Origin of the sequence: Pseudomonas citronellolis, from assembly GCF_029335315.1 — a bacterium.
Taxonomy (GTDB): domain Bacteria; phylum Pseudomonadota; class Gammaproteobacteria; order Pseudomonadales; family Pseudomonadaceae; genus Pseudomonas; species Pseudomonas citronellolis_A.
In genome coordinates, this window is sequence record NZ_JARJLT010000020.1 from 13,262 (window position 1) to 39,068 (window position 25,807).

22 protein-coding genes are annotated in these 25,807 nt (G+C 68.0%); 11 read left to right on the plus strand and 11 right to left on the minus strand.

Annotated features, from left to right (window positions below; translation table 11 throughout):
- Positions 1–11 precede the first annotated feature (11 nt).
- Genes P3W75_RS01005 through P3W75_RS01020 form a run of 4 tightly spaced genes read right to left on the minus strand, consistent with a single transcriptional unit; the run spans position 12 to position 5,568 of the window.
- A complete protein-coding gene (locus P3W75_RS01005) occupies positions 12–1,637 on the minus strand; it encodes an ABC transporter ATP-binding protein (RefSeq protein WP_276225502.1) in 1,626 nt (541 codons plus the stop codon).
- A 1-nt stretch (position 1,638) separates the two neighbouring features.
- Positions 1,639–2,658, minus strand: coding sequence for an ABC transporter permease (locus tag P3W75_RS01010; protein ID WP_276225503.1), 1,020 nt, complete (start codon positions 2,656–2,658; stop codon positions 1,639–1,641).
- A gap of 4 nt (positions 2,659–2,662) precedes the next feature.
- On the minus strand, positions 2,663–3,748 hold the full coding sequence (locus tag P3W75_RS01015) for a microcin C ABC transporter permease YejB (RefSeq protein WP_276225504.1): 1,086 nt from the start codon (positions 3,746–3,748) through the stop codon (positions 2,663–2,665).
- Complete coding sequence (locus P3W75_RS01020; protein WP_276225505.1) at positions 3,748–5,568, minus strand: extracellular solute-binding protein; 1,821 nt, start codon at positions 5,566–5,568, stop codon at positions 3,748–3,750. Before P3W75_RS01020 ends, P3W75_RS01015 begins: the two co-directional genes overlap by 1 nt.
- A 340-nt stretch (positions 5,569–5,908) precedes the next feature.
- Between P3W75_RS01020 and P3W75_RS01025 the strand changes: the two genes are divergently transcribed.
- Positions 5,909–7,345: an HDOD domain-containing protein gene (locus P3W75_RS01025; protein ID WP_276225506.1), complete on the plus strand. Its 1,437-nt coding sequence runs from the start codon at positions 5,909–5,911 to the stop codon at positions 7,343–7,345.
- 10 nt (positions 7,346–7,355) lie between these two features.
- Here the strand turns inward: P3W75_RS01025 and P3W75_RS01030 are convergent, their stop codons facing one another.
- Positions 7,356–8,963, minus strand: coding sequence for a LysM peptidoglycan-binding domain-containing protein (locus P3W75_RS01030; RefSeq protein ID WP_276225507.1), 1,608 nt, complete (start codon positions 8,961–8,963; stop codon positions 7,356–7,358).
- A gap of 79 nt (positions 8,964–9,042) precedes the next feature.
- Positions 9,043–9,822 (minus strand): hydroxyacylglutathione hydrolase, encoded by a 780-nt coding sequence (gloB, locus tag P3W75_RS01035; protein WP_276225508.1) that lies wholly within the window; start codon positions 9,820–9,822, stop codon positions 9,043–9,045.
- A gap of 100 nt (positions 9,823–9,922) precedes the next feature.
- Here gloB and P3W75_RS01040 point away from each other — a divergent pair, with 100 nt between their 5' ends.
- From P3W75_RS01040 to nudC, 8 genes are all read left to right on the plus strand, one after another.
- Positions 9,923–10,681, plus strand: a complete 759-nt coding sequence (locus P3W75_RS01040) for a class I SAM-dependent methyltransferase (protein ID WP_276225509.1) — start codon at positions 9,923–9,925, stop codon at positions 10,679–10,681.
- Positions 10,682–10,743: 62 nt separating this feature from the next.
- Complete coding sequence (rnhA, locus tag P3W75_RS01045; protein ID WP_276225510.1) at positions 10,744–11,190, plus strand: ribonuclease HI; 447 nt, start codon at positions 10,744–10,746, stop codon at positions 11,188–11,190.
- 86 nt (positions 11,191–11,276) lie between these two features.
- Positions 11,277–12,020, plus strand: coding sequence for a DNA polymerase III subunit epsilon (dnaQ, locus tag P3W75_RS01050; RefSeq protein ID WP_276225511.1), 744 nt, complete (start codon positions 11,277–11,279; stop codon positions 12,018–12,020).
- A gap of 445 nt (positions 12,021–12,465) precedes the next feature.
- Positions 12,466–14,733 (plus strand): Orn/Lys/Arg decarboxylase N-terminal domain-containing protein, encoded by a 2,268-nt coding sequence (locus P3W75_RS01055; protein WP_276225512.1) that lies wholly within the window; start codon positions 12,466–12,468, stop codon positions 14,731–14,733.
- 39 nt (positions 14,734–14,772) lie between these two features.
- Positions 14,773–16,125 (plus strand): amino acid permease, encoded by a 1,353-nt coding sequence (locus P3W75_RS01060; RefSeq protein ID WP_276225513.1) that lies wholly within the window; start codon positions 14,773–14,775, stop codon positions 16,123–16,125.
- Positions 16,126–16,263: 138 nt separating this feature from the next.
- Positions 16,264–17,076, plus strand: a complete 813-nt coding sequence (locus P3W75_RS01065) for a crotonase/enoyl-CoA hydratase family protein (protein ID WP_276225514.1) — start codon at positions 16,264–16,266, stop codon at positions 17,074–17,076.
- Positions 17,077–17,115: 39 nt separating this feature from the next.
- Positions 17,116–18,798: a ferrous iron transporter B gene (locus P3W75_RS01070; RefSeq protein WP_276225515.1), complete on the plus strand. Its 1,683-nt coding sequence runs from the start codon at positions 17,116–17,118 to the stop codon at positions 18,796–18,798.
- Entirely contained in the window at positions 18,798–19,640 is an 843-nt protein-coding gene (gene nudC, locus P3W75_RS01075; RefSeq protein ID WP_276225516.1) for an NAD(+) diphosphatase, read from the plus strand. The genes P3W75_RS01070 and nudC overlap by 1 nt, the downstream gene beginning before the upstream one ends.
- 22 nt (positions 19,641–19,662) lie before the next feature.
- Here the strand turns inward: nudC and P3W75_RS01080 are convergent, their stop codons facing one another.
- Positions 19,663–20,442, minus strand: coding sequence for a TSUP family transporter (locus P3W75_RS01080; protein ID WP_276225517.1), 780 nt, complete (start codon positions 20,440–20,442; stop codon positions 19,663–19,665).
- Between the two features lie 111 nt (positions 20,443–20,553).
- Here P3W75_RS01080 and P3W75_RS01085 point away from each other — a divergent pair, with 111 nt between their 5' ends.
- Positions 20,554–21,198: a hypothetical protein gene (locus tag P3W75_RS01085; protein WP_276225518.1), complete on the plus strand. Its 645-nt coding sequence runs from the start codon at positions 20,554–20,556 to the stop codon at positions 21,196–21,198.
- Between the two features lie 157 nt (positions 21,199–21,355).
- Here P3W75_RS01085 and P3W75_RS01090 read toward each other — a convergent pair whose 3' ends face one another.
- From P3W75_RS01090 to P3W75_RS01105, 4 genes are all read right to left on the minus strand, one after another.
- Positions 21,356–22,123, minus strand: a complete 768-nt coding sequence (locus P3W75_RS01090; RefSeq protein ID WP_276225519.1) for an SDR family oxidoreductase — start codon at positions 22,121–22,123, stop codon at positions 21,356–21,358.
- A 25-nt stretch (positions 22,124–22,148) separates the two neighbouring features.
- Entirely contained in the window at positions 22,149–23,219 is a 1,071-nt protein-coding gene (locus P3W75_RS01095; RefSeq protein ID WP_276225520.1) for a phosphotransferase family protein, read from the minus strand.
- Positions 23,220–23,474: 255 nt separating this feature from the next.
- Entirely contained in the window at positions 23,475–23,786 is a 312-nt protein-coding gene (locus tag P3W75_RS01100) for an SCP2 sterol-binding domain-containing protein (protein WP_009619228.1), read from the minus strand.
- Between the two features lie 58 nt (positions 23,787–23,844).
- Positions 23,845–24,555, minus strand: coding sequence for a histidine phosphatase family protein (locus tag P3W75_RS01105; protein WP_276225521.1), 711 nt, complete (start codon positions 24,553–24,555; stop codon positions 23,845–23,847).
- Positions 24,556–24,761: 206 nt separating this feature from the next.
- Between P3W75_RS01105 and sohB the strand changes: the two genes are divergently transcribed.
- Positions 24,762–25,784, plus strand: coding sequence for a protease SohB (gene sohB, locus P3W75_RS01110; protein ID WP_276225522.1), 1,023 nt, complete (start codon positions 24,762–24,764; stop codon positions 25,782–25,784).
- Positions 25,785–25,807: the final 23 nt, after the last annotated feature.

Below are 25,807 nucleotides of genomic sequence, written 5' to 3' on the forward strand. Positions count from 1 at the left end.
AGCGTCTCCCGTCAGGCTTCGCGGGTGGCCGCCGGGACCATGAAGGCGGCTTCCAGCAGCTGTTGCGTGTAGGGGTGGCCGGGGGCGGCGAAGATGTCGTCGGCCGCGCCCTGTTCCACCACCTTGCCCTGGCGGATCACCATCAACTGGTGGCTGAGCGCCCTGACCACCGCCAGGTCGTGGCTGATGAACAGGTAGGTCAGGTTGTACTTGGCCTGCAGGTGGCGCAGCAGCTCCACCACCTGGCGCTGCACCGAGCGGTCCAGCGCCGAGGTCGGTTCGTCGAGCAGGATCAGCGCCGGCTTCAGCACCAGGGCGCGAGCGATGGCGATGCGCTGGCGCTGGCCGCCGGAGAATTCGTGGGGGTAGCGGTGGCGGGTCTCGGGGTCGAGGCCGACTTCGCGCAGCGCCTCGATGATCCGCAGCTCCCGCTGCTTCTCGTCGCACAGGCCGTGGATCTCCAGGCCCTCGCCGACGATCTCGGCCACCGACAGGCGCGGGCTGAGGCTGCCGTAGGGGTCCTGGAACACCACCTGCATCTCGCGCCGCAGCGGGCGTACCAGGGCCTGGTTCATGGTGTCCAGGGCGTTGCCTTCGAAGCGGATGCCGCCGCGGCTTTCGATCAGCCGCAGGATGGCCAGGCCGAGGGTGGACTTGCCCGAGCCGCTCTCGCCGACAATGCCCAGGGTCTGCCCGCGCGGCAGGCTGAAGTCGATGCCGTCCACCGCCTTGATGTGGTCGACGGTGCGGCGGAACACACCTTTCTTGATCGGGAACCACACGCGCAGGTCGTCGACCCGCAGCAGTTCCTCGCCGGGCGGGTTGGCCGCCGGCGCGCCGCTGGGCTCGGCGTCGAGCAGTTCGCGGGTGTAGGGGTGCTGCGGGGCGTGGAACAGTTGCTCGCAGTCGGCCTGCTCGACGATCCGGCCCTTCTGCATCACGCACACCCGGTGGGCGATGCGCCGCACCAGGTTGAGGTCGTGGGTGATCAGCAGCAGGGCCATGCCCAGGCGCGCCTGCAGGTCGCGCAGCAGGTCGAGGATCTTCAGCTGCACGGTGACGTCGAGCGCGGTGGTCGGTTCGTCGGCGATCAGCAGTTCCGGCTCGTTGGCCAGGGCCATGGCGATCATCACCCGCTGGCGCTGGCCGCCGGACAGCTCGTGAGGGTACGACTTCAGGCGCGTGGCCGGGTCGGGGATGCCCACCAGGTCGAGCAGTTCGAGGATGCGCGCTTGCGCCGCCTGGCCTTGCAGGCCCTTGTGCAGGGCGAGCACTTCGCCGATCTGCTTCTCCACGGTGTGCAGCGGGTTCAGCGAGGTCATCGGCTCCTGGAAGACCATGGCGATGCGGTTGCCGCGGATGCCGCGCAGCTTGCGCTCCGGCGCTTTCAGCAGGTCGAGGCCGGCGTAGTGCACGCTGCCGCTGGGGTGGCTGGCGCTGGGGTAGGGCAGCAGGCGCAGGATCGAGTGGGCGGTCACCGACTTGCCCGAGCCGCTCTCGCCGACCAGGGCGAGGGTCTCGCCACGGCGGATGTCGAAGCTGACCTTGTCCACCGCGTGGACGCATTCGTCGCCGCAGGCGAAGTCCACCGAGAGGTCGCGGACTTCGACGAGGTTGTCGCTGGCGTTGTGGCTCATCTCACTTCCTCGGGTCGAAGGCGTCGCGGGCGGCTTCGCCGATGAACACCAGCAGGCTGAGCATCAGCGCCAGCACGGCGAAGGCGCTGATCCCCAGCCACGGCGCCTGCAGGTTGGACTTGCCCTGGGCGACCAGTTCGCCGAGGGACGGCGAGCCGGCCGGCAGGCCGAAGCCGAGGAAGTCCAGGGAGGTCAGGGTGGCGATGGCGCCGGTGAGGATGAACGGCATGAAGGTCAGGGTCGAGATCATCGCGTTGGGCAGGATGTGGCGGAACATGATCTTGCCGTTCTTCATGCCCAGCGCGCGGGCGGCGCGCACGTATTCCAGGTTGCGCCCGCGGAGGAACTCGGCGCGCACCACGTCCACCAGGCTCATCCAGGAGAACAGCAGCATGATGCCCAGCAGCCACCAGAAATTCGGCTGCACGAAGCTGGCGAGGATGATCAGCAGGTAGAGCACCGGCAGGCCCGACCAGATTTCCAGGAAGCGCTGGCCGAACAGGTCGACCCAGCCGCCGTAGAAGCCCTGCAGGGCGCCAACCAGCACGCCGATCAGCGAACTCAGCACGGTCAGCACCAGGGCGAACAGCACCGAGACGCGGAAGCCGTAGATGACCCGGGCGAACACGTCGCGGGCCTGGTCGTCGGTGCCCAGCAGGTTCTCCCGGGTCGGCGCCGAGGGCACCGGCACGCGCAGGTCGTAGTTGATGGTGTCGTAGCTGTAGGTGATCGGCGGCCAGAGCACCCAGGCGTTCTTCTCGGCGAACTGCTGGCGCATGTACGGCGCCTTGTAGTTGCCCTCCAGGGGGAACTCGCCGCCGAACACGGTTTCCGGGTAGCGCTTGAGCACCGGGAAGTACCACTGGCCGTCATAGCGCACCGCCAGCGGCTTGTCGTTGGCGATCAGCTCGGCGCCCAGGCTGAGCACGAACAGCACCAGGAACAGCCACAGCGACCACCAGCCGCGCTTGTTGGCCTTGAAGCGCGCCCAGCGGCGCTGGTTCATCGGGGACAGGCGCATCGGATCACTCCCGGTTCTCGAAGTCGATGCGCGGATCGACGAGGGTATAGAGGACGTCGCTGACCAGCTTCATGACCAGGCCGAACAGCGTGAAGATGAACAGGGTGCCGAACACCACCGGGTAGTCGCGGTTCAGCGCCGACTCGAAGCTGAGCAGGCCGAGGCCGTCGAGCGAGAAGATCACCTCGATCAGCAGCGAGCCGGTGAAGAACACCCCCAGCAGCGCCGAGGGCAGGCCGGCGATGATCAGCAGCATGGCGTTGCGGAACACGTGGCCGTAGAGCACCTGGCGTTCGGTCAGGCCCTTGGCGCGGGCGGTGACCACGTACTGCTTGCCGATCTCGTCGAGGAAGCTGTTCTTGGTCAGCAGGGTGATGGTGGCGAAGTTGCCGATGACCAGCGCGGTGATCGGCAGGGCCAGGTGCCAGAAGTAGTCCTTGACCTTGCCCCAGGCGCTGAGCTGGTCGAAGTCGTTGGAAGTCAGCCCGCGTAGCGGGAACCAGTCCCAGTAGCTGCCGCCGGCGAACAGCACCACCAGCAGGATGGCGAACAGGAAGGCCGGGATGGCGTAGCCGACGATGATCGCCGAGCTGGTCCAGATGTCGAACTGGCTGCCGTTGCGCACCGCCTTGGCGATGCCCAGCGGGATCGACACCAGGTACATGATCAGGGTGCTCCACAGGCCCAGGGAGATCGACACCGGGAGTTTCTCGACGATCAGGTCGGTGACCTTGGCGTCGCGGAAGAAGCTGGTGCCGAAGTCCAGGTGCAGGTAGTTCTTCAGCATGATCCAGAAGCGCTCGGGGGCCGGCTTGTCGAAGCCGTACATGCGCTCGATTTCCTTCACCAGCTCCGGGTCCAGGCCCTGGCCGCCGCGATAGTGCGAGCCGCCGGAGGAGGCCAGTTCGCCGCCCGAGCCTGCGATGCGCCCGGTGGCGCCGCCGGCGGCCGCGTTGACGCCTTCGAGCTTGGCGATCATCTGGTCGACCGGCCCACCGGGGGCGGCCTGGATGATGATGAAGTTGATCAGCAGGATGCCGAACAGGGTCGGCACGATCAGCAGCAGGCGGCGCAGGATGTACGCGAGCATCAGGGAGTCTCCGGCGCCTGGGTGCTGGTCTGGGTCGGCTCGGCCTTGTCGCGGGCCTGCCACCAGGTCATCAGGGCGTAGCTATAGGGCGGCAGCTTCTCGGGGTGGGCGATGCGGTTCCAGTAGGCCAGGCGCCAGGTGTCGAGGTACCAGTTCGGCACCACGTAGTGGCCCCACTGCAGCGCGCGGTCGAGGGCGCGGGCGTGGCGCACCAGGGAATCCCGCGAGTCGGCGGCGATCAGGCCTTCCACCAGGGCGTCGATGCCCGCGTCGCGCAGGCCGATGAAGTTGCGGCTGCCGGGCTTGTCGGCGCTGCTGGAGTGCCAGAATTCGCGCTGTTCGTTGCCCGGCGAGTTGGACTGCGGCCAGCTGGCGACCATCATGTCGAAGTCCCGCGAGCGCAGGCGGTTGATGTACTGGGACACGTCCACCAGGCGGATCTGCAGGTCGATGCCCAGCTCCGAGAGGTTGCGCTTGAACGGCAGCAGCACGCGCAGGAAGTCGGCCTGGGCGAGCATGAACTCGAAGCTCAGCGGCTTGCCGTCGGGGCCGACCATGCGGTCGTCGACGATCTTGTAGCCGGCGTCGAGCAGCAGCTTGTAGGCCTTGCGCTTCTGCTCGCGGATGATCCCGCTGCCGTCGCTCACCGGCGGCTGGTAGACGCTGTCGAAGACCTGCGGCGGCAGCTTGTCGCGCAGCGGTTCGAGAATCTTCAGCTCGTCGGCGTCGGGCAACTGGTGCGCGGCCATCTCGGAGTTCTCGAAGTAGCTGGTGTCGCGCTTGTAGGAGCCGAAGAACAGCTGCTTGTTGGTCCACTCGAAGTCGAACAGCAGGCTGATCGCCTCGCGCACGCGCACGTCCTGGAACACCGGGCGGCGGATGTTGAAGGCGAAGCCCTGCATGCCCCAGGGGTTGTCGTTGTGCAGCTCCTGGCGAACGATGCGGCCGTCGCGCACCGCCGGCGAGTCATAGGCGGTGGCCCAGTTCTTCGCGATGCGCTCTTCGTTGAAGTCGAACTGCCCGGCCTTGAAGGCTTCCAGGGCGACAGTCAGGTCGCGGTAGGAGTCCACCACCACGGCGTCGAAGTTGTTGAAGCCGCGGTTCACCGCCAGGTCCTTGCCCCAGTAGTCCTTGACCCGCTCGTAGCGGATCGAGCGGCCGGCGTCGACCTTGGCGATGCGATAGGGGCCGCTGCCCAGCGGCGGTTCCAGGCCGGTGCGGGAGAAGTCGCGGCTGGCCCAGTAGTGCTTGGGCAGGATCGCCAACTGGCCGAGGATCAGCGGCAGCTCGCGGTTGCCCGCGCGCTTGAAGTCGAAGCGCACGCGCAGCTTGTCCTCGGCCACCACCTTGTCGACGTCCGCGTAGTAGTTGCGGTACATCGGGTCGCCCTGCTTCATCAGGGTCTCGAAGGTGAACACCACGTCCTCGGCGGTGACCGGGGTGCCGTCGTTGAAGCGCGCCTGGGGCCGCAGATAGAAGCGCACGAAGCGCTGCTCCGGGTCCTTCTCGATCTTCTCGGCGAGCAGGCCGTATTCGGTGAAGGGTTCGTCCAGGGCGTGGAAGGTCAGGGTGTCGTAGATCAGGTTGATCTGTGAGGCCGGGTTGCCCTTGGGAATGAACGGGTTGAGGCTGTCGAAACCGCCGTAGTCGGAGAGCCGCAGGGTGCCGCCCTTGGGGGCGTCGGCGTTGACGAAGTCGAAGTGGCGGTAGTTGGCCGGGTACTTCGGCGCCTCGTCGTAGAGGGTGATCGCATGTTGCGGGGCGGCCAGCGTGGCGGCGCTGAACGACAGCAGCAGGGCGGCGAGGAAGCCAGGCTTCATGCTCGGATCCCCCGCGCCGTCGCGTCGCCGTTGGCGGAAGGGAATGGCCATTGGCTGGATTCGGACGTCGGGAGCGGGGTTCTGGGCATCATGCGGTCGTCGGGTCGATTCGGGCTGGCGTTGTTTGTACTGGGTCCGGTCCATCCTGCGCAAGGTGGCGGCTACGCGCAGTTCTGACAGGCAGGCGACGGCGAAGGTTTCCCGTTCGGCGGCGAGGCATGCCGTTCGGCGGGAGATTTCTACAGTAACAGCTTGTATCTACAGGAAAAAGGATATGCTCAAAAGGCAAAGTGCCATTACTGCGATGGCACCGTTCTGACGGCACGTCGAGGGTTGAGCCTTGGTCGAGGGCAAACGGGGTCTGGAATACTGGGTCGCACGCCTCGGCGAGGCCGAACTGCCCGCGCTGGCGGCGGTGGTGCAGGACCTGCAGCAGCTCGCCGGCGAGCAGCAGCAATCGTCCGTCCGGCAGCTGGCCGACGTGCTGCTGCGCGACGCCAGCCTGACCTCCCAGGTGCTGCGGGTGGCCAACAGCGTCTACTACAACCCGTCGCAGGAAAGCATCCGCACCATTTCCCGGGCCATCGTGCTGATCGGCTTCGACAACGTGCGGCTGATCGGCCTGTCGGTCAGCCTGATCGACCAACTGCTCGGCAAGGCACCGCGCGAACAACTGCTGGAGCTGCTGGCGCGGGCCTTCCACGCCGCGGTGCAGGCGCGCAACCTGGCTGGCTTCGTGTTGTCCCGGCAGCAGGAGGAAGTGTTCATCGCGGCGCTGCTGTACAACGTCGGCGAACTGGCCTTCTGGGGCGCCGGCGGGGATGCGGCCGATGAGCTGTCGGCGCTGCTGCAACAGCCGGGGCAGGAGGCCGAGGCCGCCGCGCGGCAGGTGCTGGGCGTGGGTTTCCGCCAGTTGACCCTGGGCCTGGCGCGCAGCTGGGGGCTGGGCGAGCACGTCGGCCAGGCGCCGGCCGCGAGCGCGCAGAAGGACCCGGCGGCGCGCGCCGTGAGCCTGGGCGTGCGGATCAGCGAGGCCGCCCTGGGCGGTTGGGATTGCGACGAGATGGAGGCGCTGATCGGCCAGGTCGCCAGCTTCACCCAGCTGCCCCGCGAGGAAGTGTTGCCGTTGCTGCTGGCCAGCGCCGAGGAAGCGGTGAAGGTCGCCGCCACCTTCGGCGCCAGCCGCCTGTGCCACCTGATTCCGCAGACCGACCCGCAGCAGGTGCGCCTGCAGCAGGAGCGCCGCCGCGCGGCGCTGCTGCAGCCCGACCTGGCGCTGATGAGCCGCTGCCTGCAGCAGCTGGGCGGGACACCCACGGATATCGAGGCGGCGCTGGACAGCCTGGTCGAGGGCCTGCATCGGGGCGCGGGGCTGGAGCGGGTGATGGTCGCGGTGCTCGCCGACAAGCAGAGCCGCTACCGCGTGCGTCGCGCGGTGGGCGAGGGCAGCGCGCCCTGGCTGGCGGGTTTCGAGCTGGCGGTGGGAGAGGGCAGCCAGGCGCACCTGTTCGACTACGTGATCCGTGGTCGCGAATGCCTGTGGATGGGGGTTCCGGCCAGCTATCAGCTGAACGACCTGATCACCCCCGAACTGCGCCGGCACCTGGGGCCGGGGATGTGCTTCGTGGCCCCGCTGCTGGCCGGCAAGCGCCCGCTGGGCGTGCTCTACGCCGACAGCCGCCCCTCGGGCAGGGCGCTACGGCGCGAGCAGTTCGTGTCCTTCCAGCATTTCACCCAGGCGGTGGGGCGTTGCCTGCAGGCCCTCAGCCAGCGCTGAGGGCCTGCGATCAGCGGCTGGCGGTGTCGAGATAGAGAGTCAGGGTCTGCCCCGGCTTGAGCGCATGGGCGCTGCTGCGCGGGTTCCAGCGCTTGATGTGCTGCATCTCGACGTTGAAGCGCTTGGCGATCAGGTACATGGAGTCGCCTTGCTTGACCTTGTAGTAGGTCGCCGCGTCCTGCTGTAGCTGCTGCTTGGTCTTGCCGCTGACGCTGCCGCGCGCCGCCAGTTGGGTGGCGCCCTGCAACTTGAGGACCTGGCCGGGCTTGACGCCGTGGCTGTCGAGGCCGTTCCAGCGTTTGATGTCGTCGACGCTGGTGCCGGTGGTGCGGGCGATCTGCCAGAGGTTGTCGCCGTTCCGGACCTTGTAGCTGCGGGTGGCGTTGGTCAGGCTCGGCGCCTTGGGCGCGTCGGCCTTGGCCAACTGGCGGGTGTCTTCCGGCGCGGCCAGGCGGCCACCCTTGCCCGGGATCATCAGGGACTGGCCATTGCGCAGGCGGTTGCCACTGATGCGGTTGCTGCTCTTGAGTTCGGCGACGCTGATGCCGTGCTGGGCGGCGATGCTGCGCAGGCTGTCGCCGCGACGCACCTTGTACTGCTTCCAGCTGACCATGTCCTGCGGGCCCAGCGAGGCCAGGCCGGCCTTGAGCGCGGCGACCTTGGCTTTGGGCACCAGCACCTGCTGCGGGCCGTCGAGGGCCACGCGGCGGGTGAACGCCGGGTTCAGCTGGTACAGCTCGTCCTCGTCCAGCTCGGCCAGCGCGGCGACGCGCGACAGGTCGAGGCCCGGCTTGATCTTCACCGCGGTGAAGTAGGACTCGTTGGCGATCGGGTTGAGGCTGATGCCGTAGGCTTCCGGTGACATCACCAGCTGCGACAGGGCCAGCAGCTTGGGTACGTATTCCTGGGTTTCCTGGGGCAGCGGCAGGTTCCAGTAGTCGGTCGGCAGGCCGAGTTTCTGGTTGCGCTCGATGGCCCGGCTGACCGTGCCTTCGCCGGCGTTGTAGGCGGCCAGGGCGAGCAGCCAGTCGCCGTTGAACATGTCGTGCAGGCGGTTCAGGTAGGTCAGCGCGGCGTTGGTCGAGGCCTTGATGTCGCGGCGGCCGTCGTACCAGCTGGTCTGGCGCAGGTTGAAGTGGGTGCCGGTGGTCGGGATGAACTGCCACAGGCCCACGGCCTGCGAACGGGACACCGCGAACGGGTTGTAGGCGCTCTCGATCATCGGCAGCAGCGCCAGCTCCAGCGGCATCTGGCGCTCTTCCAGGCGCTCCACCACATAGTGCATGTAGGGGCTGCCGCGCTCGGAGGCCTGCTCGATGAAGGCCTGATTGCTGACGTACCACAGGCGCTGGCGTTCGATGCGCGGGTTGGTATCGGTGGCGCCGGCCTGCAGCTGGAAGCCGTGGCGCATGCGCTGCCAGATATCGCTGTCGGTGTAGGCCGGGGTGAACTGCACGTCCACCGCGCGCGAGGCGGGGCGGTAGGTCACGTCCTGGTCGGCGGGGCCGTGCTGGCTGGTCTGGCAGCCGGCGAGGGCGCCGGCGCCAAGCAGAATGGAGACTCGTATGGCACGAGCCAATGCGTCTAGATCGCTGGTCTTACTGGTCTTTGGCGGCATTGGCGGTTGACTGTGTCCGGGGCAAAAATTTCCGGGATTCTAGAAACCTGCCGGGGGTTGGTCAAGATTTCGCCAGACCTCAGAATTTGTCCTTCCATTGCCGAATCACCGCAAAAACCCCTTCGGGACTGCGAATCGGCTCGCCATTCCGCTCGTCGGCGACTTTTTTCACGGAAGTTTCCGACGAGCGCAAGAAGGGGTTGGTGGCGCGTTCCAGGGCGATGGTCGACGGCAGACTGATGCGGCCCTGCTCACGCCAGGCACTGACCTCGGCGAAGCGCGCGGCCAGCTCGGCGTTGTCCGGCTCGACCGCACGGGCGAAGCGCAGGTTGCTCAGGGTGTACTCGTGGGTGCAGTACACCCGCGTGGGGCCCGGCAGCGCGGCGAGACGCTCGAGCGACGCGTGCATCTGCGCCGGGGTGCCTTCGAACAGGCGCCCGCAGCCGCCGGCGAACAGGGTGTCGCCGCAGAACAGCAGCGGGGCCTGCGCGTCCGCGTGGTAGTAGGCGATGTGCCCGAGGGTGTGGCCGGGCACGTGGAACACCTCGAAGCCGAGCCCGAGCACCTCGACGCGCTCGCCATCCTGCAGCGCCTGGTCGATGGCCGGAATGCGCTCGCCGGCCGGGCCGAGCACGCGGGCACCGGTGGCTTCCTTCAGGCGCGCGACGCCGCCGACGTGGTCCTGGTGGTGGTGGGTGACCAGGATGTCGGCCAGTTGCCAGCCCGGATGGGCGGCCAGCCAGGCTTCCACGGGCGCGGCGTCGCCCGGGTCGACCACGGCGCAGCGCTGCGTGGTCACATCCTGCAACAGCCAGATGTAGTTGTCGGAAAAGGCGGGAAGGGCGTCGATCTGTATCATGGCCGGATGTCGCTAAGCGGGGTAGGTTGGCGCATAGTAGTTCGATTACGCCGTCCCGTGTTCGTTGCGGGCGCCGCCAACCCGTGCAGGGGGTGCAGAAATGGAACGAGAACCCTTCGCCCAGGCCGACGCCGACTGGCTGGAGTTGATCGCCGAGGCGCGCGAATGGCTGGCCGGGCCGGTGGGCGGAATGATGCTCGCCGAGGAACAGCGCCTGCTCACTGACGAGCTGCAGCGTTACTTCGGCGGCTACCTGGTGCACTACGGCCCGCGCGCCGAATTGCCGGAAAGCACCGGCAACATCCAGCGCGGCGTGCGCCTGGGGCCGCCGCTGCCGGGAGTGGAGATCGCCTGTGACGAATGCGCCTGGCCGTTGGGCGAGCATGCCGCCGACGTGGTGCTGCTGCAGCACGGCCTGGACTTCTGCCTGTCGCCGCACCGCCTGCTGCGCGAAGCGGCGCGCAGCGTGCGCCCCGGTGGCCACCTGCTGGTGATCGGGGTCAACCCGCGCAGCGCCTGGGGCCTGCGCCACTACTTCGCTCGCGACGGCCTGCGCCGGGCGCGCTGCATTTCCCCCGGACGGGTCTGCGACTGGCTCAACCTGCTGGGCTTCGCGCTGGAGAAACGTCGCTTCGGGTGCTATCGTCCGCCGCTCGCCTCGGCGGTCTGGCAGACGCGCCTGGCGCGCATGGAGCACTGGGGCCGCGGCCTCAAGGGTTCCGGCGCCGGCTTCTACCTGCTGGTGGCGCGCAAGCTGGTGGTCGGCCTGCGCCCCCTGCGCCAGGCCCGCCGCGAGGCGCGCGGCCAACTGGTGCCGCTGCCGGTGGCCAAGGTCAGCCGGCGCGATTCCGAAGTCTAGCGACAGCCTCCGCCGTCCTTCCTTACCCGGGCCGGGACGCGCGGGGCCGTACTGAAGGTGATATGAGCGAAGAAGAGACGGTCGTCATCTATACCGACGGCGCCTGCAAGGGCAATCCCGGCCGTGGCGGCTGGGGCGCGGTGCTGTTCTACAAGGGCGCCGAACGCGAGCTCTGGGGCGGCGACCCGGAGACCACCAACAACCGCATGGAGCTGATGGCGGCCATCCAGGCCCTGGCGGCGCTCAAGCGGCATTGCGACATCCGCCTGGTCACCGATTCCGAGTACGTGATGAAGGGCATCAAGGAGTGGCTGCCGAACTGGAAGAAGCGTGGCTGGAAGACCGCCGCCAAGCAGCCGGTGAAGAACGCCGACCTGTGGCAGGCGCTGGACGAGCAGGTCAACCGGCATAATGTCGAGTGGCAGTGGGTGCGCGGGCACACCGGCCACCCCGGCAACGAGCGCGCCGACATGCTCGCCAACCGCGGCGTCGCCGAGCTGTCGCGCTGATCTTCGCCGGCTGAGTCACCCTTACCCCGAACAGTGAAATGGATGCCCACGGGCGTCCCCCTGGTTACCGCAACAAGGTTCTGAACATGCGCAGCGTCGTACTGGACACCGAAACCACCGGCATGCCGGTCAGCGATGGTCACCGGATCATCGAGATCGGCTGCGTCGAGCTGGAGGGCCGGCGCCTGACCGGTCGCCACTTCCACGTCTACCTGCAGCCCGATCGCGAGATCGACGAAGGCGCCATCGCCGTCCACGGCATCACCGCCGACTTCCTGAAGGACAAGCCGCGCTTCCGCGAAGTGGCCGACGAGTTCTTCGAGTTCATCAGCGGCGCCCAGTTGATCATCCACAACGCGGCGTTCGACATCGGCTTCATCAACAACGAGTTCGCCCTGCTTGGGCAGAGCGAGCGCGCCGAGGTCGGCGACTACTGCTCGGTGCTCGACACCCTGATGATGGCTCGCGAACGCCATCCGGGGCAGCGCAACAACCTCGACGCCCTGTGCAAGCGCTACGGCGTGGACAACTCCGGCCGCGACCTGCACGGCGCACTGCTCGACGCCGAGATTCTCGCCGACGTCTACCTGGCGATGACCGGTGGCCAGACCAGCCTGTCGCTGGCCGGCCAGGGCGCCGATGGCGACGGCAGCGGCCGCGTCCAGGCCAGCGCCATCCGCCGCCTGGCGGCTGGGCGCGGGCTGACCCGGGTGATCCGCGCCAGCGACGAAGAGCTGGCGGCCCACGTCGCGCGCCTCGCCGCGGTGGAGAAATCCGCCGGCGGCCCGTCGCTGTGGGCGCAGCTGGAAGCCCCCGCTACCCAGGAATAAGCCTGTTGGCGGGCATCGCCCGCCATCGCGAGCATGGCGTTAACCCGATACGCCGACGCCGCCGGGAAACGCCATTCGCGAGCAAGCTCGCTCCTAAATGGGAATGGAGTGGGAATGACTGTCGTAGGGCGCATAACGCCCCAGGCGTTATCCGCCGTCGGTCTCCGCGCCAGGCTCATCGGCGGATAACCGCGAACGGTTATGCGCCCTACGGGACTGACGGCGGGAATCGCCCGCCATCGCGCGCAGGTATTCCCCGTAGGAGCGGGCCATGCCCGCGATCGCGTGCATGGCGCGCTCCTACATATTGGGGCTGGAAACTCCCGTCCTGTCAGCCGTGCGACCTTTTCGTACAGCTTGCAGCCGGGCATATTCCCCCACGAATTGTGAGTCCATACTCTGGATGGGATCGACGGAAAGCCTCCGTCAGCATTCGGGGCTCACAATGTACAAAGACCTGAAATTCCCCATCCTCATCGTCCACCGCGACATCAAGGCCGACACCGTCGCCGGCGACCGCGTCCGTGGTATCGCCCGGGAGCTCGAGCAGGACGGCTTCAGCATCCTCTCCACCGCCAGCTCCACCGAAGGCCGCATCGTCGCCTCGACCCACCACGGGCTGGCCTGCATCCTGGTCGCCGCCGAGGGGGCTGGGGATAACCAGCGTCTACTCCAGGACGTGGTCGAGCTGATCCGCGTGGCGCGGGTGCGCGCGCCGCAGCTGCCGATCTTCGCCCTCGGCGAACAGATGACCATCGAGAACGCGCCGGCCGAGTCCATGGGCGACCTGCACCAACTGCGCGGTCTGCTCTACCTGTTCGAGGACACCGTGCCGTTCCTCGCCCGCCAGGTCTCGCGCGCCGCGCGGAAGTACCTGGAGGGCCTGCTGCCACCGTTCTTCCGCGCCCTGGTGGAGCACACCGCACAGTCCAACTATTCCTGGCACACGCCCGGCCACGGCGGTGGCGTGGCCTACCGCAAGAGCCCGGTGGGGCAGGCCTTCCACCAGTTCTTCGGGGAGAACACGCTGCGCTCGGACCTGTCGGTCTCGGTGCCCGAACTGGGCTCGCTGCTCGACCACACCGGGCCGCTGGCCGAGGCCGAGGCGCGCGCGGCGCGCAACTTCGGTGCGGACCATACGTTCTTCGTGATCAACGGCACCTCGACGGCGAACAAGATCGTCTGGCACTCGATGGTCTGCCGCGACGACCTGGTGCTGGTCGACCGCAACTGCCACAAGTCGGTGCTGCACGCGATCATCATGACCGGCGCCATCCCGCTCTACCTGTGCCCGGAACGCAACGAGCTGGGCATCATCGGGCCGATCCCGCTGAGCGAGTTCAGCCGCGAGTCGATCGCCGCGAAGATCGCCGCCAACCCGCTGGCCCGGGGCCGCGCGCCGAAGGTGCGGCTGGCGGTGGTGACCAACTCCACCTACGACGGCCTGTGCTACAACGCCGAGCTGATCAAGCAGGCCCTCGACGGCAGCGTCGAGGTGCTGCACTTCGACGAGGCCTGGTACGCCTACGCAGCCTTCCACGAGTTCTACGACCGCCGCTACGGCATGGCCACCAGCCGTGGCGAGGACGGCCCGCTGGTGTTCACCACGCATTCCACGCACAAGATGCTGGCGGCCTTCAGCCAGGCCTCGATGATCCACGTGCAGGACGGCGGCAAGCGGCGCCTGGACCGCGCGCGCTTCAACGAAGCCTTCATGATGCACATCTCCACGTCGCCGCAGTACGGCATCATCGCCTCGCTGGATGTGGCCTCGGCGATGATGGAGGGCCCGGCCGGGCGTTCGCTGATCCAGGAAACCTTCGACGAGGCCCTGAGCTTCCGCCGCGCCCTGGCCAACGTGCAGCAGAACCTGGTGGCCGGCGACTGGTGGTTCTGCGTGTGGCAGCCGCCGGGCGTGGAGGGCACCGACGAGGTGCGCACCCGCGACTGGCTGCTGGCGCCGAACGCCGAGTGGCACGGCTTCGGCGAGGTGGAAGACGACTACGTGCTGCTCGACCCGATCAAGGTCACCCTGGCCACCCCGGGGCTGAACGCCGCCGGGCGCCTCGAAGAGCATGGCATCCCGGCGGCGGTGGTCAGCCGCTTCCTCTGGGAGCGCGGGCTGGTGGTGGAGAAGACCGGCCTCTACTCGTTCCTGGTGCTGTTCTCGATGGGTGTGACCAAGGGCAAGTGGAGCACCCTGGTCACCGAGCTGCTGGAGTTCAAGCGCAGCTACGACAGCAACGCGCCCCTGGCCGAGGCGCTGCCCAGCGTGCTCCAGGCCGGCCCGGCGCGTTACGCCGGCATGGGCCTGCGCGACCTCTGCGACCAGTTGCACGGCTGCTACCGCCAGCACGCCACCGCAAAGGCCATGCGGCGCATGTACACCACCCTGCCGGAACTGGCGCTGCGCCCGGCCGACGCCTACGCGCAACTGGTGCGCGGCGAGGTCGAGGCGGTGCCCATCGAGCACCTGCAAGGGCGCGTCGCCGCGGTCATGCTGGTGCCTTACCCACCGGGCATCCCGCTGATCATGCCGGGCGAGCGCTTCACCGAGGCGACCCGTTCGATCCTCGACTACCTGGGCTTCGCGCAGACCTTCGAACGCGACTTCCCCGGCTTCGATTCGGATGTCCACGGGTTGCAGGTGCAGGACGTGGAGGGCCGGCGCTGCTATACAGTGGAGTGCATCGTGGAAAATGCCGACAGCTGAGTCCGTCAGCCACGCGCAGACGCGACCTAAGGAGTGAGAATGAGCGGGGGAGTGGCTGCCAAGAAGGGCAGCATGGGGTTCTGGAGCTGTACCGCCCTGGTGGTGGGCAACATGGTCGGCTCGGGGGTCTTCCTGCTGCCCTCCAGCCTCGCCGCCTTCGGTGGCCTGAGCCTGCTCGGCTGGGCGGTGTCGAGCACCGGCGCGGTGCTGTTGGCCTTCACCTTCGCCCGCCTGGCGCGGCTCAACCCCGGCGCCGGCGGCCCCTACGCCTACACCCGCGACGGCTTCGGCAGTTTCGCCGGCTACCTGTGCGCCTGGACCTACTGGAAAGCCGCGTGGATCGGCAACGCCGCCATCGCCGTGACTCTGGTGGGCTACCTGCGGGTGTTCATCCCGGCGCTGGCCGACCCGATACTGATGGTCGCCACCGCCATCGGCTGCATCTGGCTGTGCACCCTGATCAACCTGCGCGGCATCGCCGCCTTCGCCCTGGTGCAGAACCTGCTCACCGCGCTCAAGCTGATCCCGCTGCTGTTGGTGGGCTTCCTCGGCTGGCTGCATTTCAACCCTGAATACCTGGCCATTCCCGCCCGCGAGCAACTGCCCAACATGGGCTACGCCCAGGCCATCGCCACCACCGCGGCGCTGACCCTGTGGTCGTTCATCGGCCTGGAGTCGGCGACGGTGCCGGCCGACGACGTGCGCGATCCCAAGCGCACCATCCCGCGCGCCACGCTGTTCGGCACCCTCACGGCGGCGGCGGTGTACATCCTTTCGATCACCTCGGTGCAGGGCCTGATGCCGCCGGAAGTGCTGGCCAAGTCGACCTCGCCGTTCGCCGACGCCGCGCGCATCCTGCTCGGCGAGTGGGGCTACTACCTGGTGGCCGGCGGCGCGGTGGTCGCCTGCCTGGGCGCGCTCAACGGCTGGGTCCTGCTGCAGGGGCAGATCCCGGTGGCGCCGGCGCGCGACGGGCTGTTCCCGGAGTCCCTCGGCAAGCTCAACAAGCATGGCGCGCCGGCCAATGGCCTGTGGGCCTCGGGCCTGCTGGTGACGGCGCTGGTGCTGGTGGACGGGCAGGGCGACCTGGTGGAGGTGTTCAACGTCATCATCCTGCTCGGCACCATGACCGGCGTGGTGCCCTACGCCTTCTGCACCGCGGCCCTGCTGCAGCTGCTGGCGGTGCGCACCGAGGAGTTCTCGCCACGCTCGCGGCCGCAGTTGCTGGCGGTCGGCGCGCTGGGCTTCCTCTACTCGCTGTGGGCGCTCTACGGCACCGGAGAACAGGCGATATTCTGGGGCTTCCTGGTGTTCATGGCGGGCATCCCGATGTACACCTGGCGCCAGTGGCGCAACCGTCAGCAGGGTCTGAAGGTCGCGCAGATCGACTAGGCCGTCGCGCACGGTGGGAGCGTGCCGTGCGTCACAGTGACCGACATCGACTTTTGTTCCTGCCTTGTTATAGTGGCGCGTCATCACTATAAGAACTGCCGCGCCCGGCAGAGCAGGGCATTTCCGAGGATTTCCTCCGTGACCGAGTACAAAGCATTCCGCGTCGAACTGGCCGATAAAGTCGCCCACGTCATCATCAACCGCCCGGAAAAAGTCAACGCGATGAACGCGGACTTCTGGCGCGAAATCGTCGAAATCTTCCAGTGGGCCGATGACAACGACGAAGTCCGCGTGGTGGTGATTTCCGGCGCCGGCAAGCACTTCTCCGCTGGCATCGACCTGATGCTGCTGGCCCAGGCCGGCAGCCAGCTGGGCAAGGACGTCGGCCGCAACGCCCGCGCGCTGCGCCGCAAGATTCTCGAACTGCAGGCCTCGTTCAACGCCATCGACGCCTGCAGCAAGCCGGTGATCGCCGCCGTGCAGGGCTACTGCCTGGGCGGCGCCATCGACCTGATCTCGGCCTGCGACATGCGCTACTGCAGCGAAGACGCGCAGTTCTCCATCAAGGAAATCGACATGGGCATGGCCGCCGACGTCGGCACCCTGCAGCGCCTGCCGCGGCTGATCGGCGACGGCATCATGCGCGAGCTGGCCTACACCGGGCGCATGGTCGACGCCGCCGAAGCGGTGCGCATCGGCCTGGTCAACCGCAGCTACGCCGACAACGCGGCGCTGCTCGACGGCGTCCTCGACCTGGCCCGGCAGATCGCCGGCAAGTCGCCGATCGCCATTCGCGGCACCAAGGAGATGATCCGCTACGCTCGCGACCACAGCGTCGAGGACGGCCTGGAGTACATCGCCACCTGGAACGCCGCCATGCTGCAATCGGCCGACCTGCAGAAGGCCATGGCCGCGCACATGAGCAAGCAGCAGCCGGAGTTCGCCGACTGATGCCTTTCCCTTACTCCGCGCAGGAGGCGCACTAGCCCGATGGTTACTGGAGCCACCTCCCTCAGTCTGGTGCGCGACGAGCTGTTCGCCACCATGGAGCAGGCCGAGCAGAACCTCGAGCAGTTCATCGCCGAGCGCCAGAACGGCAGCCTTCTGCAACACGCGGTCGAGTGCCTGACGCAGATTCGCGGCACCCTCAAGCTGATCGAACTGGCCGGCGCCGAGCTGCTGGCCCAGGAAGCCCTGGACCTGGCCACCGACATCCCCACCGGCGTCGGTGAGGAACGCGATGGCCAACTGGCCGCGCTGGGCAATGCGCTCTACGTGCTGCGCCGCTACCTCGAGAACCTCGAGACGCACCGCCAGGAAATCCCCGAGCTGCTGCTGCCGGCGATCAACGACGTGCGCCTGGCCGCCGGCCAACCGATGCTGCCGGAGAGCTTCTTCTTCAGCGCGCGCCTGGACCTGCCGCGCCCGCCGGTGACCCAGGCGGCGCTGGTGGTGCCCGACCCGGCCCACGAAATCCGCCGCCTGCGCCAGATGTACCAGGTGGGCCTGCTGGCGCTGATGCGCGAGCGCGACCTGTACCCCGGCCTGAAACTGATGGGCCGCGCCCTGGCGCGCCTCGACGCGCTGCTCGGCTACAGCCCGCGCAGCCGCCTGTGCTGGGTCGGCGCTGGCGCCCTGGAAGCGCTGGTGGACGCGCAGATGCTGCCGCGCAAGACCCGCAAGCAGCTGTTCGCCCGCCTGGATCGCGAGCTCAAACCGCTGCTCGCCAACCCCGGCTACGAAGCGCCGCGCCAGCTGCTCAAGGAGCTGCTCTACCTGACCGCCCTGGCGGACAGCCGCGGGCCGCGCGCCAGCGAGCTGCGCGAGGTGTTCGGCCTGGCCTCGCTGCCGTTCACCGACCAGTTGCTGGAAGACGAGTCGCAGCGCCTGTCGGGCCCCGGCCAGGCGGTGATGCGCTCGCTGTCGACGGCGATTCGCGAGGAGCTGACCACGGTCAAGGACCAGCTCGACCTGATCGAGCGCGGCGTGTCCCAGGCCGACGCCCTGGGCATCCTCCACGGCCACCTCGGCCGGCTCGGCAAGACCCTCGGCATGGTCGGCCTGAATACCGCCGCCATCGCCCTGCAGACCCAGGTCACCGCCGTGGGCGGCTGGGTCGCCCGTGGCGCGGTGGAATCCCCGGCGTCGCTGAACGCCCTGGCCGACGCGCTGCTGTACGTGGAAAGCCAGGTCGGCAGCCTGGAGCGCGGCGAGCGCCTGAGCCGCGCGGCCAACACCGACGATGGCGAGCCGGCCGCCGATTCCTTCGCCGTGCACCAGCTGGCCGAAGCGCGCATCGTGGTCATCGACGAGGCCCAGGGTGGCCTGGCGCTGGCCAAGCGGGCGATCACCGCTTACCTGGAATCCAACGGCGACAAGCTGCACCTGGCCAACGTCCCCGGCAGCCTGCAGGCGGTGCGCGGCGGGCTCTGGTTCCTCGGCCAGGAACGTGCCGCCGGGCTGGTCGGGGCTTGCGCCGACTACATCCAGCGGCAGATGATCGAGACCACGCAGATGCCGTCCGAGCAGATGCTGGAAACCCTGGCCGATGCCCTGACCGGCCTTGAATACTACCTGGAGGGAGGCGCCGTGCTGCGTCCCGAAGGCCAGCCCGATGTGCTGGATGTCGCCAGCGAGAGCGTCCGCGCCCTCGGCCTGGAAGTGGCCGCCTGATGCGTACCGGACGTTGGCAGTCGGCCTGGGGCGATCCGGCGGAGAAGGGTGGCTGGGCCTTGGCCCACTACCGCCAGCAGTTCCTTGGCGACGCCAACGGCCTGCTGTTCCCCCGCGACTGGCTGAAGCGCCAGGACCTGCCGGTGATCGCCGAACAGGGCATCGGTCATTTCGACGGTGACGCCGTCTACCTGCTGGAGCTGGACGCCCCGGCGCCGCTGGACGGCTGCCATTGGGTCGGCCTGCGCCACGCCATGCTGGAGGCCGAGGACGACCAGTTCGCCATGCTCGGCTTCGCCAGCCAGGTCGGCACCTGGGCCCACGAACACCGCTTCTGCGGCGGCTGCGGCCAGCCCACCCGGCTGGTGCCGGGCGAGCGCGCGGTGCGCTGCGACGCCTGCGAAATCCAGCGCTACCCGTTGCTCTCGCCGAGCATGATCGTGCTGGTGACCCGTGGCGACGAGTTGCTGCTGGCGCGCTCGCCGCGCTTCGTGCCGGGCATGTACAGCACCCTGGCCGGCTTCGTCGAGCCGGGCGAGTCGGTGGAGCATTGCGTGGCCCGCGAGGTGCGCGAGGAAGTCGGGCTGGAGATCGGCAATATCCGCTATCTGGGCAGCCAGAACTGGCCGTTCCCGCATTCACTGATGCTCGGCTTCCACGCCGAGTACGTCAGCGGCGAGATCGTCCCGCAGCCGGACGAGATCGAGGACGCCCAGTGGTTCCACTTCGAATCGCTGCCGCGCCTGCCGGCCGGGCGCTCCATCGCCCGCTACCTGATCGACACCTGGCTGGCGCGCCGTACCGGGCGCCCCGAGCCGATCCTGCCGGGCGGCGGCGTCTGACCCCCGGCGGGGCCTTCCCGCCTCAGACCGCGCTGAACCAGTGCTGCCAGGCCAGGCGCGCGGTCAGCGCGAGCACCACCAGGATGAACACCGGGCGAATGAATTTCGCCCCGCCGCCAATGGCGGTGCGCGCGCCCAGGTAGGCGCCGACCATCAGTGAACTGCCCATGCACAGCCCGAGCAGCCAGACCACCTGGCCGGAGGCGATGAACACCGCCAGCGCCACTATGTTGCTGACGAAGTTCATGGTCCGCGCCACGCCGCTGGCGCGCACCAGGTCCAGCGGGTACATCAGCAGGCTGCTGACGGTCCAGAAGGCGCCGGTGCCAGGGCCGGCCACGCCGTCGTAGAAACCCAGGCCCAGGCCTTGCGGCCACTGGCGCTTGCGCCCGACCGGCGCGTCGGCGTCCAGCGGCGCCTTGGGCGTGCCGCCGAACAGCATGTAGATCCCGCAGGAAAACACCACCACCGGCAGCATGCGGTTCAACCACTCCGCCGGCAGCAGGTGCGCGGCCCAGGCGCCGACGGCGGCGCCTATGGCGGTGGCGACCAGGGCGTTGCGCCACTTCGCCGGGTGGAACAGCTTGCGCCGGTAGAAGGTGAAGCTGGCGGTGGCCGAGCCGAAGGTCGAGCTGAGCTTGTTGGTGCCCAGCGCCAGGTGTGGCGGTACGCCGGCGGTGAGCAGGGCGGGGATGGTCAGCAGGCCGCCGCCGCCGGCGATGGCGTCGATGAAGCCGGCCAGGAAGGCGACCACGGCGAGGATCAGCAGGGTCAACGGGTCGACCGCGAGCTCAAGGGGCATGGAGAAGGGCATGGAAACTGGGACCTGGGTTCAAGGCGGCGACGTCACGGCTGGCCGTCGCGTCGACGGCTGCGCATAATGCCGCAATTCTACCCGCAAGGAACTGATTCAATGCAGTACGACGGCCTGGCCTGGACGTTCGCCCTGGTCGCCCTGTTGGCGCTGCTGGTCGCCGCGCGCATCCTCTTCGACCGCCACTGGTTCCTCGGCTGGCTGCGCGGCTGCGCCGGCCTGGCCGTGGTCGCCTTCGCCGCCCTGGTGGCCCTGGCCGCCTGGGACCTGCGCAGTTACGACGCGTTGCCCGCCGAGCGGCCGCTGGCGACCCTGAGCTTCCATCGGCTGGCGCCCCAGCGCTACGAGGTGAAGATCCTCGAGGGCAACCTCGAGCGCCGCGTCGAGCTGGGCGGCGACCTCTGGCAGCTGGATGTGCGCGTCATGCAGTGGCGCGGCCTGGCGGCGCTGATCGGGCTGGACCCCGGCTATCGCCTGCAGAGCCTCGGCGGCCGCTACCTGGCGGTCGAGCAGCGGGACCAGGCGAGCAAGCAGGCGCTGGCCGGCGACGCGTTCGGCTTCGACCTCTGGCGCTGGCTGCGCGACGGCCCCCACGACCTGCTGACCTTCCGCCCGCTGGCGGCGCGGGTGACCTTCCTGCCGATGGCCGACCAGGCGGTGTACGCCGTGCGCTACGGTCCCGCCGGCCTCGAGGCCGAGGCGGTGAACGCCGCGGCGCAGCAGGCGCTGCGCGATTGGCGCTAGCCGGAGCCAGAAAGACACTGGGCTCCCGCGTTCGCGGGAGTGACGGGGAAGGGGCACAGCTAACCTGCGGCCTCGCTCCTACACAAAGGCGGGCATCAATCGGATGCCCAATGAAAAAGGGAGCCCGAAGGCTCCCTTTTTCATTGCGGCGTCGCGATCAGGCGAGGAAGCCGCCGTCCACGTTCAGCGCTACGCCAGTGGTGTAGCTGGACGCGTCGCTGGCGAGGTACAGCACGGTGCCGGCCATCTCGCTCGGGTCGGCCACGCGCTTGAGCGGGATGCGCTGCAGGGCGGTGTTGAGGATGGCGTCGTTCTTCACCAGCGCCGAGGCGAACTTGGTGTCGGTCAGGCCCGGCAGCAGGGCGTTGCAGCGGATGCCGAACTGCGCGCATTCCTTGGCGAAGACCTTGGTCATGCTGATCACCGCGGCCTTGGTCACCGAGTAGATGCCCTGGAACTCGCCGGGGCTCACGCCGTTGATCGAGGCGACGTTGATGATGCTGCCGCCGCCGTTCTGCTTCATCAGCTTGCCGCCTTCGATGGACATGAAGTAGTAGCCGCGGATGTTCACGTCGACGGTCTTCTGGAAGGCCGACAGGTCGGTGTCCAGCACGTTGCAGAACTGCGGGTTGGTGGCGGCGTTGTTGACCAGGATGTCCAGGCGGCCGAACTGCTCGCGGATCTGCGCGAAGACGCTCTGGATCTGCTCCATCTCGCCGATGTGGCAGGCGATGGCGGTGGCTTTGCCACCCTCGGCGATGATCGCGTCGGCGACGGCCTGGCAGCCTTCGATCTTGCGGCTCGAGACGATCACGTGGGCGCCCTGCTGGGCCAGCAGCTTGGCGATGGCTTCGCCGATACCGCGGCTGGCGCCGGAGACGAAGGCGATCTTGCCGTCGAGGTCGAACAGGTTGGTCTTGGACATGGGGTTCCCCTTGTTGTGATCGTCGTTACAGGCGGGACTTGGCGATGACCTGCAGGCTCATCTGCTCCAGCAGCTTGTTCATGTGAATGAACTGGGCGAAGCGTTTGTCCTGGGTCTGACCGTGGAAGAAGCGGTAGTAGATCTGCTGCACGATGCCGGCCAGGCGGAACAGGCCGTAGGTGTAGTAGAAATCGAGGTTGTCGATCGGCGGCAGGCCGGCGCGCTCGGCGTAGTAGTCGGCGAACTGCTGGCGGCTCAGCATGCCCGGCAGGTGGCTCGGCTGGCGGCGCATGAGTTGCACCGGGGCCGGGTCGCCGGCTTCGATCCAGTAGGCGAGGGTGTTGCCCAGGTCCATCAGCGGGTCGCCGATGGTGGTCAGCTCCCAGTCCAGCACGCCGATGATGCGCATCGGGTCCTTGGGGTCGAGGATGACGTTGTCGAAGCGGTAGTCGTTGTGGACGATGCCCGGCTTGTGGTGGTCGGCCGGCATCTTGTCGCGCAGCCAGGTCTTGACCGCTTCCCAGCTCGGCGCGTCGGGAGTGATGGCCTTCTCGTAGCGGTCGCTCCAGCCGGCGATCTGGCGCTGCACGTAGCCTTCGGGGCGGCCGAGGTCGCCGAGGCCGCAGGCGTTGTAGTCGACGTTGTGCAGCTCGACCATGCGGTCGACGAAGTTCTTGCACAGCTGGTTGGCCTGCTGCTCGTCGAGCGTGAGCTCCGGCGGCAGGTCGGCGCGCAGGATGATGCCGTTGACCCGCTCCATCACGTAGAACTCGGCGCCGATCACCGACTCGTCGGTGCAGTGCACGTAGGCTTTCGGGCAGTACGGGAAGCCGGCGTTGAGCTGGTTGAGGATGCGGTACTCGCGCCCCATGTCGTGGGCCGACTTGGCCTTGTGGCCGAACGGCGGGCGACGCAGCACCAGCTCGTGGCTGGGGTATTCCAGCAGGTAGGTCAGGTTGGAGGCGCCGCCAGGGAACTGGCTGATCTTCGGCTCGCCCTGCAGGCCGGGAATGTGCGCCTTCAGGTAGGGATCGATAACCGCGGCGTCGAGTTCTTCGCCTTGGCGGATGCGGGTGGACTGGTCAGTCAGCGACATGCTTATCCCTTTTTGTAGTCGGTGGTTGCCGAGGCAGCGGCATCCAGGCTCCATCATGCGCGGCAATGATGGTGTCCCGAGATAATTGGCTAATCTAATGCTCGTCCGGGGCCCCCACAAGCGCTGGGGCGCGTTATTGGCGAGCGTGTTGGACCTCGATCAGGCTGCCTGATTCGCCCCTTCGGGGGCGGCGCGGGCGAAAAAAAACCGGAGCCCAGGACTCCGGTTTTTCGTAGGGCTGGCGGCGTTCCGGGATCAGACCGGGAACAGTTCGCCGAGCTTCATGGCCAGCATCATGTCGCCTTCGGCGCGCAGCTTGCCGGCCATGAAGGCCTGCATGCCGTCGGTTTCGCCGCTGGTGATGCCCTTCAGGGTCTCGCTGTCCATGATCAGGGTGACGTTGGGGTTCGGCGCGTCGCCCTGTACGACTTCGCAGGTGCCGTCCTTGACCACCAGGTAGTGGTTGTCGCCGTCTTCGATGTTGAACTGGAAGACCAGGTCCAGGCCGGCGGCGGCGCCAGCGTTGAATTTGCTCTTCATGGTGGAGACGATGTCAGCAACGCTCATGGTTCTATCCCTTTTCTAGGTTTTCTCGCGCGCCCCGGTGGGGCGCAATGGGCCGGGCTCAGCGGTAGGTGATGAGCTCCGGCGCCTTCAACAGTTCCAGATGCACGTGACTGTTGAAGGAAGCCAGGGACACTTCGTCGCCGCGGAACTTCAGGCGGTTCAGCGAAGTGTTGACGATCTGCCAGTTCAGCTCGAAGGCCTTGAGCGCCGGCATCCCGACGATCTGCTGGAGCACCGCGGTGATGGTGCCGCCGGAGGTGAACACGGCGATGTTGTCCTTGCCGCTGGCCTGGCGCAGCAGGCGCTGCAGGCCGTCGTGCACGGTGTCGAGGAATTCCTGCCAGCTGACCAGGCCGTCCTTGTGGTGCTCGCCGGAAACCCAGCGGGCGATCACGTAGGAGAACAGGCGCTGGAACTCGCCGCGGTGCTGCGCGGCGTTGCGCAGGATGTGCAGGGCCTGGGGTTCGTGCTGCAGCAGGTCGTCGAGGTGGGCGCGGATCACCGCGTCGGCCTCGAACTCGTTGAAGGCCGCGTCGATCTCCAGCTCCGGCACATCCAGGCCGGCTTCGCGCATGCGGCCCAGGGCCTCGTTGGCGGTGTGGCGCTGGCGCTGCAGGTCGCCGGCGAGGCAGCGGTCCAGGCGCAGGCCCAGGCCGGCCAGGTGTTCGCCGAGGATCTGCGCCTGGCGCACGCCGGTGGGCGAGAGCACGTCGTAGTCGTCGGCACCGAACGAAGCCTGGCCATGTCGAATCAGATAGATGCTGCCCACGCACGAACCTCGGCAGGGGTGAAGGTTTCGGCGAGGGTAGGGGGAAGGCCCCGGACTGTCAACGAAAAAACATACGCTTGTTTGAATGGCATTCCCGGGCGTGATGAAGGCGCTCTCCGGCGCTGGCTGCGGCCCGGCGGGCTGGGTATGCTTGCGGGATTCCCCGGCCCGGTCGGCGGGCGGGGCAAGGTTGATGAGGGGGATGTGTGGAGTTTCTTCTGGACTACGCGGGTTTTCTGGCCAGGACCTTCACCGTGCTGGTGGCGGTGCTGGTCGTGCTGGTGGTGGTAGCCGCCCTGCGCGGCCGTGGCCGGCGCGCCGGCGGGCACCTGGAAGTGCGCAAGCTCAACGACTTCTACAAGGACCTGCGCGAGCGCCTGCAGGGCAGCGTGCTGGACAAGGACAAGCTCAAGGCCCTGCGCAAGTCCGAGCAGAAGGCCGCCAAGCAGGCGAAGAAGGCCGGCGGCCAGAAGAACCGCGTCTACGTCCTCGACTTCGACGGCGACATCAAGGCCTCCGCCACCGAGCACCTGCGCAACGAGATCACCGCGCTGCTCAGCCTGGCCACGCCGAAGGACGAAGTGGTGCTGCGCCTGGAAAGCGGCGGCGGCATGGTCCACAGCTACGGCCTGGCCGCCTCGCAGCTGGCGCGCATCCGCCAGGCCGGGGTGCCGCTGACGGTGTGCGTCGACAAGGTCGCCGCCAGCGGCGGCTACATGATGGCCTGCATCGGCGAGCGCATTCTCTCCGCGCCCTTCGCCATCCTCGGTTCCATCGGCGTGGTGGCGCAGCTGCCCAACGTGCATCGCCTGCTGAAGAAGCACGACATCGATTTCGAGGTGCTCACCGCCGGTGAGTTCAAGCGCACCCTGACCGTGTTCGGCGAGAACACCGAGAAGGGCCGCGAAAAGTTCCAGGAGGACCTGGAGTCCACCCACGAGCTGTTCAAGGGCTTCGTCGCCCACTACCGGCCGAAGCTGGCCATCGACGAGATCGCCACCGGCGAGGTCTGGCTGGGCCAGGCGGCGCTGGGGCGCAAGCTGGTGGACGAGCTGAAGACCAGCGACGAGTACCTGGCCGAGCGCGCCCGCGAAGCGGACCTCTATCATCTGCAGTACGTGCAGAAGAAGAGCGTCCAGGAACGCCTGGGCGTCGGTGCCAGCGCGGTGATCGACCGCGTGCTGCTGAGCTGGTGGGAGCGCCTGGGACGCAGCCGTTACTGGCAATGAATTCAGGGCGGGCGCCACGGCGC

What these genes read in the sequence shown, in the direction of transcription:
- P3W75_RS01005 (WP_276225502.1), bottom strand. Translation starts at nt 1,637, where the DNA reads ATGAGCCACAACGCCAGCGACAACCTCGTCGAAGTCCGCGACCTCTCG.
- P3W75_RS01010 (WP_276225503.1), bottom strand. Translation starts at nt 2,658, where the DNA reads ATGCGCCTGTCCCCGATGAACCAGCGCCGCTGGGCGCGCTTCAAGGCC.
- P3W75_RS01015 (WP_276225504.1), bottom strand. Translation starts at nt 3,748, where the DNA reads ATGCTCGCGTACATCCTGCGCCGCCTGCTGCTGATCGTGCCGACCCTG.
- P3W75_RS01020 (WP_276225505.1), bottom strand. Translation starts at nt 5,568, where the DNA reads ATGAAGCCTGGCTTCCTCGCCGCCCTGCTGCTGTCGTTCAGCGCCGCC.
- P3W75_RS01030 (WP_276225507.1), bottom strand. Translation starts at nt 8,963, where the DNA reads ATGCCGCCAAAGACCAGTAAGACCAGCGATCTAGACGCATTGGCTCGT.
- gloB (WP_276225508.1), bottom strand. Translation starts at nt 9,822, where the DNA reads ATGATACAGATCGACGCCCTTCCCGCCTTTTCCGACAACTACATCTGG.
- P3W75_RS01040 (WP_276225509.1), top strand. Translation starts at nt 9,923, where the DNA reads ATGGAACGAGAACCCTTCGCCCAGGCCGACGCCGACTGGCTGGAGTTG.
- rnhA (WP_276225510.1), top strand. Translation starts at nt 10,744, where the DNA reads ATGAGCGAAGAAGAGACGGTCGTCATCTATACCGACGGCGCCTGCAAG.
- dnaQ (WP_276225511.1), top strand. Translation starts at nt 11,277, where the DNA reads ATGCGCAGCGTCGTACTGGACACCGAAACCACCGGCATGCCGGTCAGC.
- P3W75_RS01055 (WP_276225512.1), top strand. Translation starts at nt 12,466, where the DNA reads ATGTACAAAGACCTGAAATTCCCCATCCTCATCGTCCACCGCGACATC.
- P3W75_RS01060 (WP_276225513.1), top strand. Translation starts at nt 14,773, where the DNA reads ATGAGCGGGGGAGTGGCTGCCAAGAAGGGCAGCATGGGGTTCTGGAGC.
- P3W75_RS01070 (WP_276225515.1), top strand. Translation starts at nt 17,116, where the DNA reads ATGGTTACTGGAGCCACCTCCCTCAGTCTGGTGCGCGACGAGCTGTTC.
- nudC (WP_276225516.1), top strand. Translation starts at nt 18,798, where the DNA reads ATGCGTACCGGACGTTGGCAGTCGGCCTGGGGCGATCCGGCGGAGAAG.
- P3W75_RS01080 (WP_276225517.1), bottom strand. Translation starts at nt 20,442, where the DNA reads ATGCCCCTTGAGCTCGCGGTCGACCCGTTGACCCTGCTGATCCTCGCC.
- P3W75_RS01085 (WP_276225518.1), top strand. Translation starts at nt 20,554, where the DNA reads ATGCAGTACGACGGCCTGGCCTGGACGTTCGCCCTGGTCGCCCTGTTG.
- P3W75_RS01090 (WP_276225519.1), bottom strand. Translation starts at nt 22,123, where the DNA reads ATGTCCAAGACCAACCTGTTCGACCTCGACGGCAAGATCGCCTTCGTC.
- P3W75_RS01095 (WP_276225520.1), bottom strand. Translation starts at nt 23,219, where the DNA reads ATGTCGCTGACTGACCAGTCCACCCGCATCCGCCAAGGCGAAGAACTC.
- P3W75_RS01100 (WP_009619228.1), bottom strand. Translation starts at nt 23,786, where the DNA reads ATGAGCGTTGCTGACATCGTCTCCACCATGAAGAGCAAATTCAACGCT.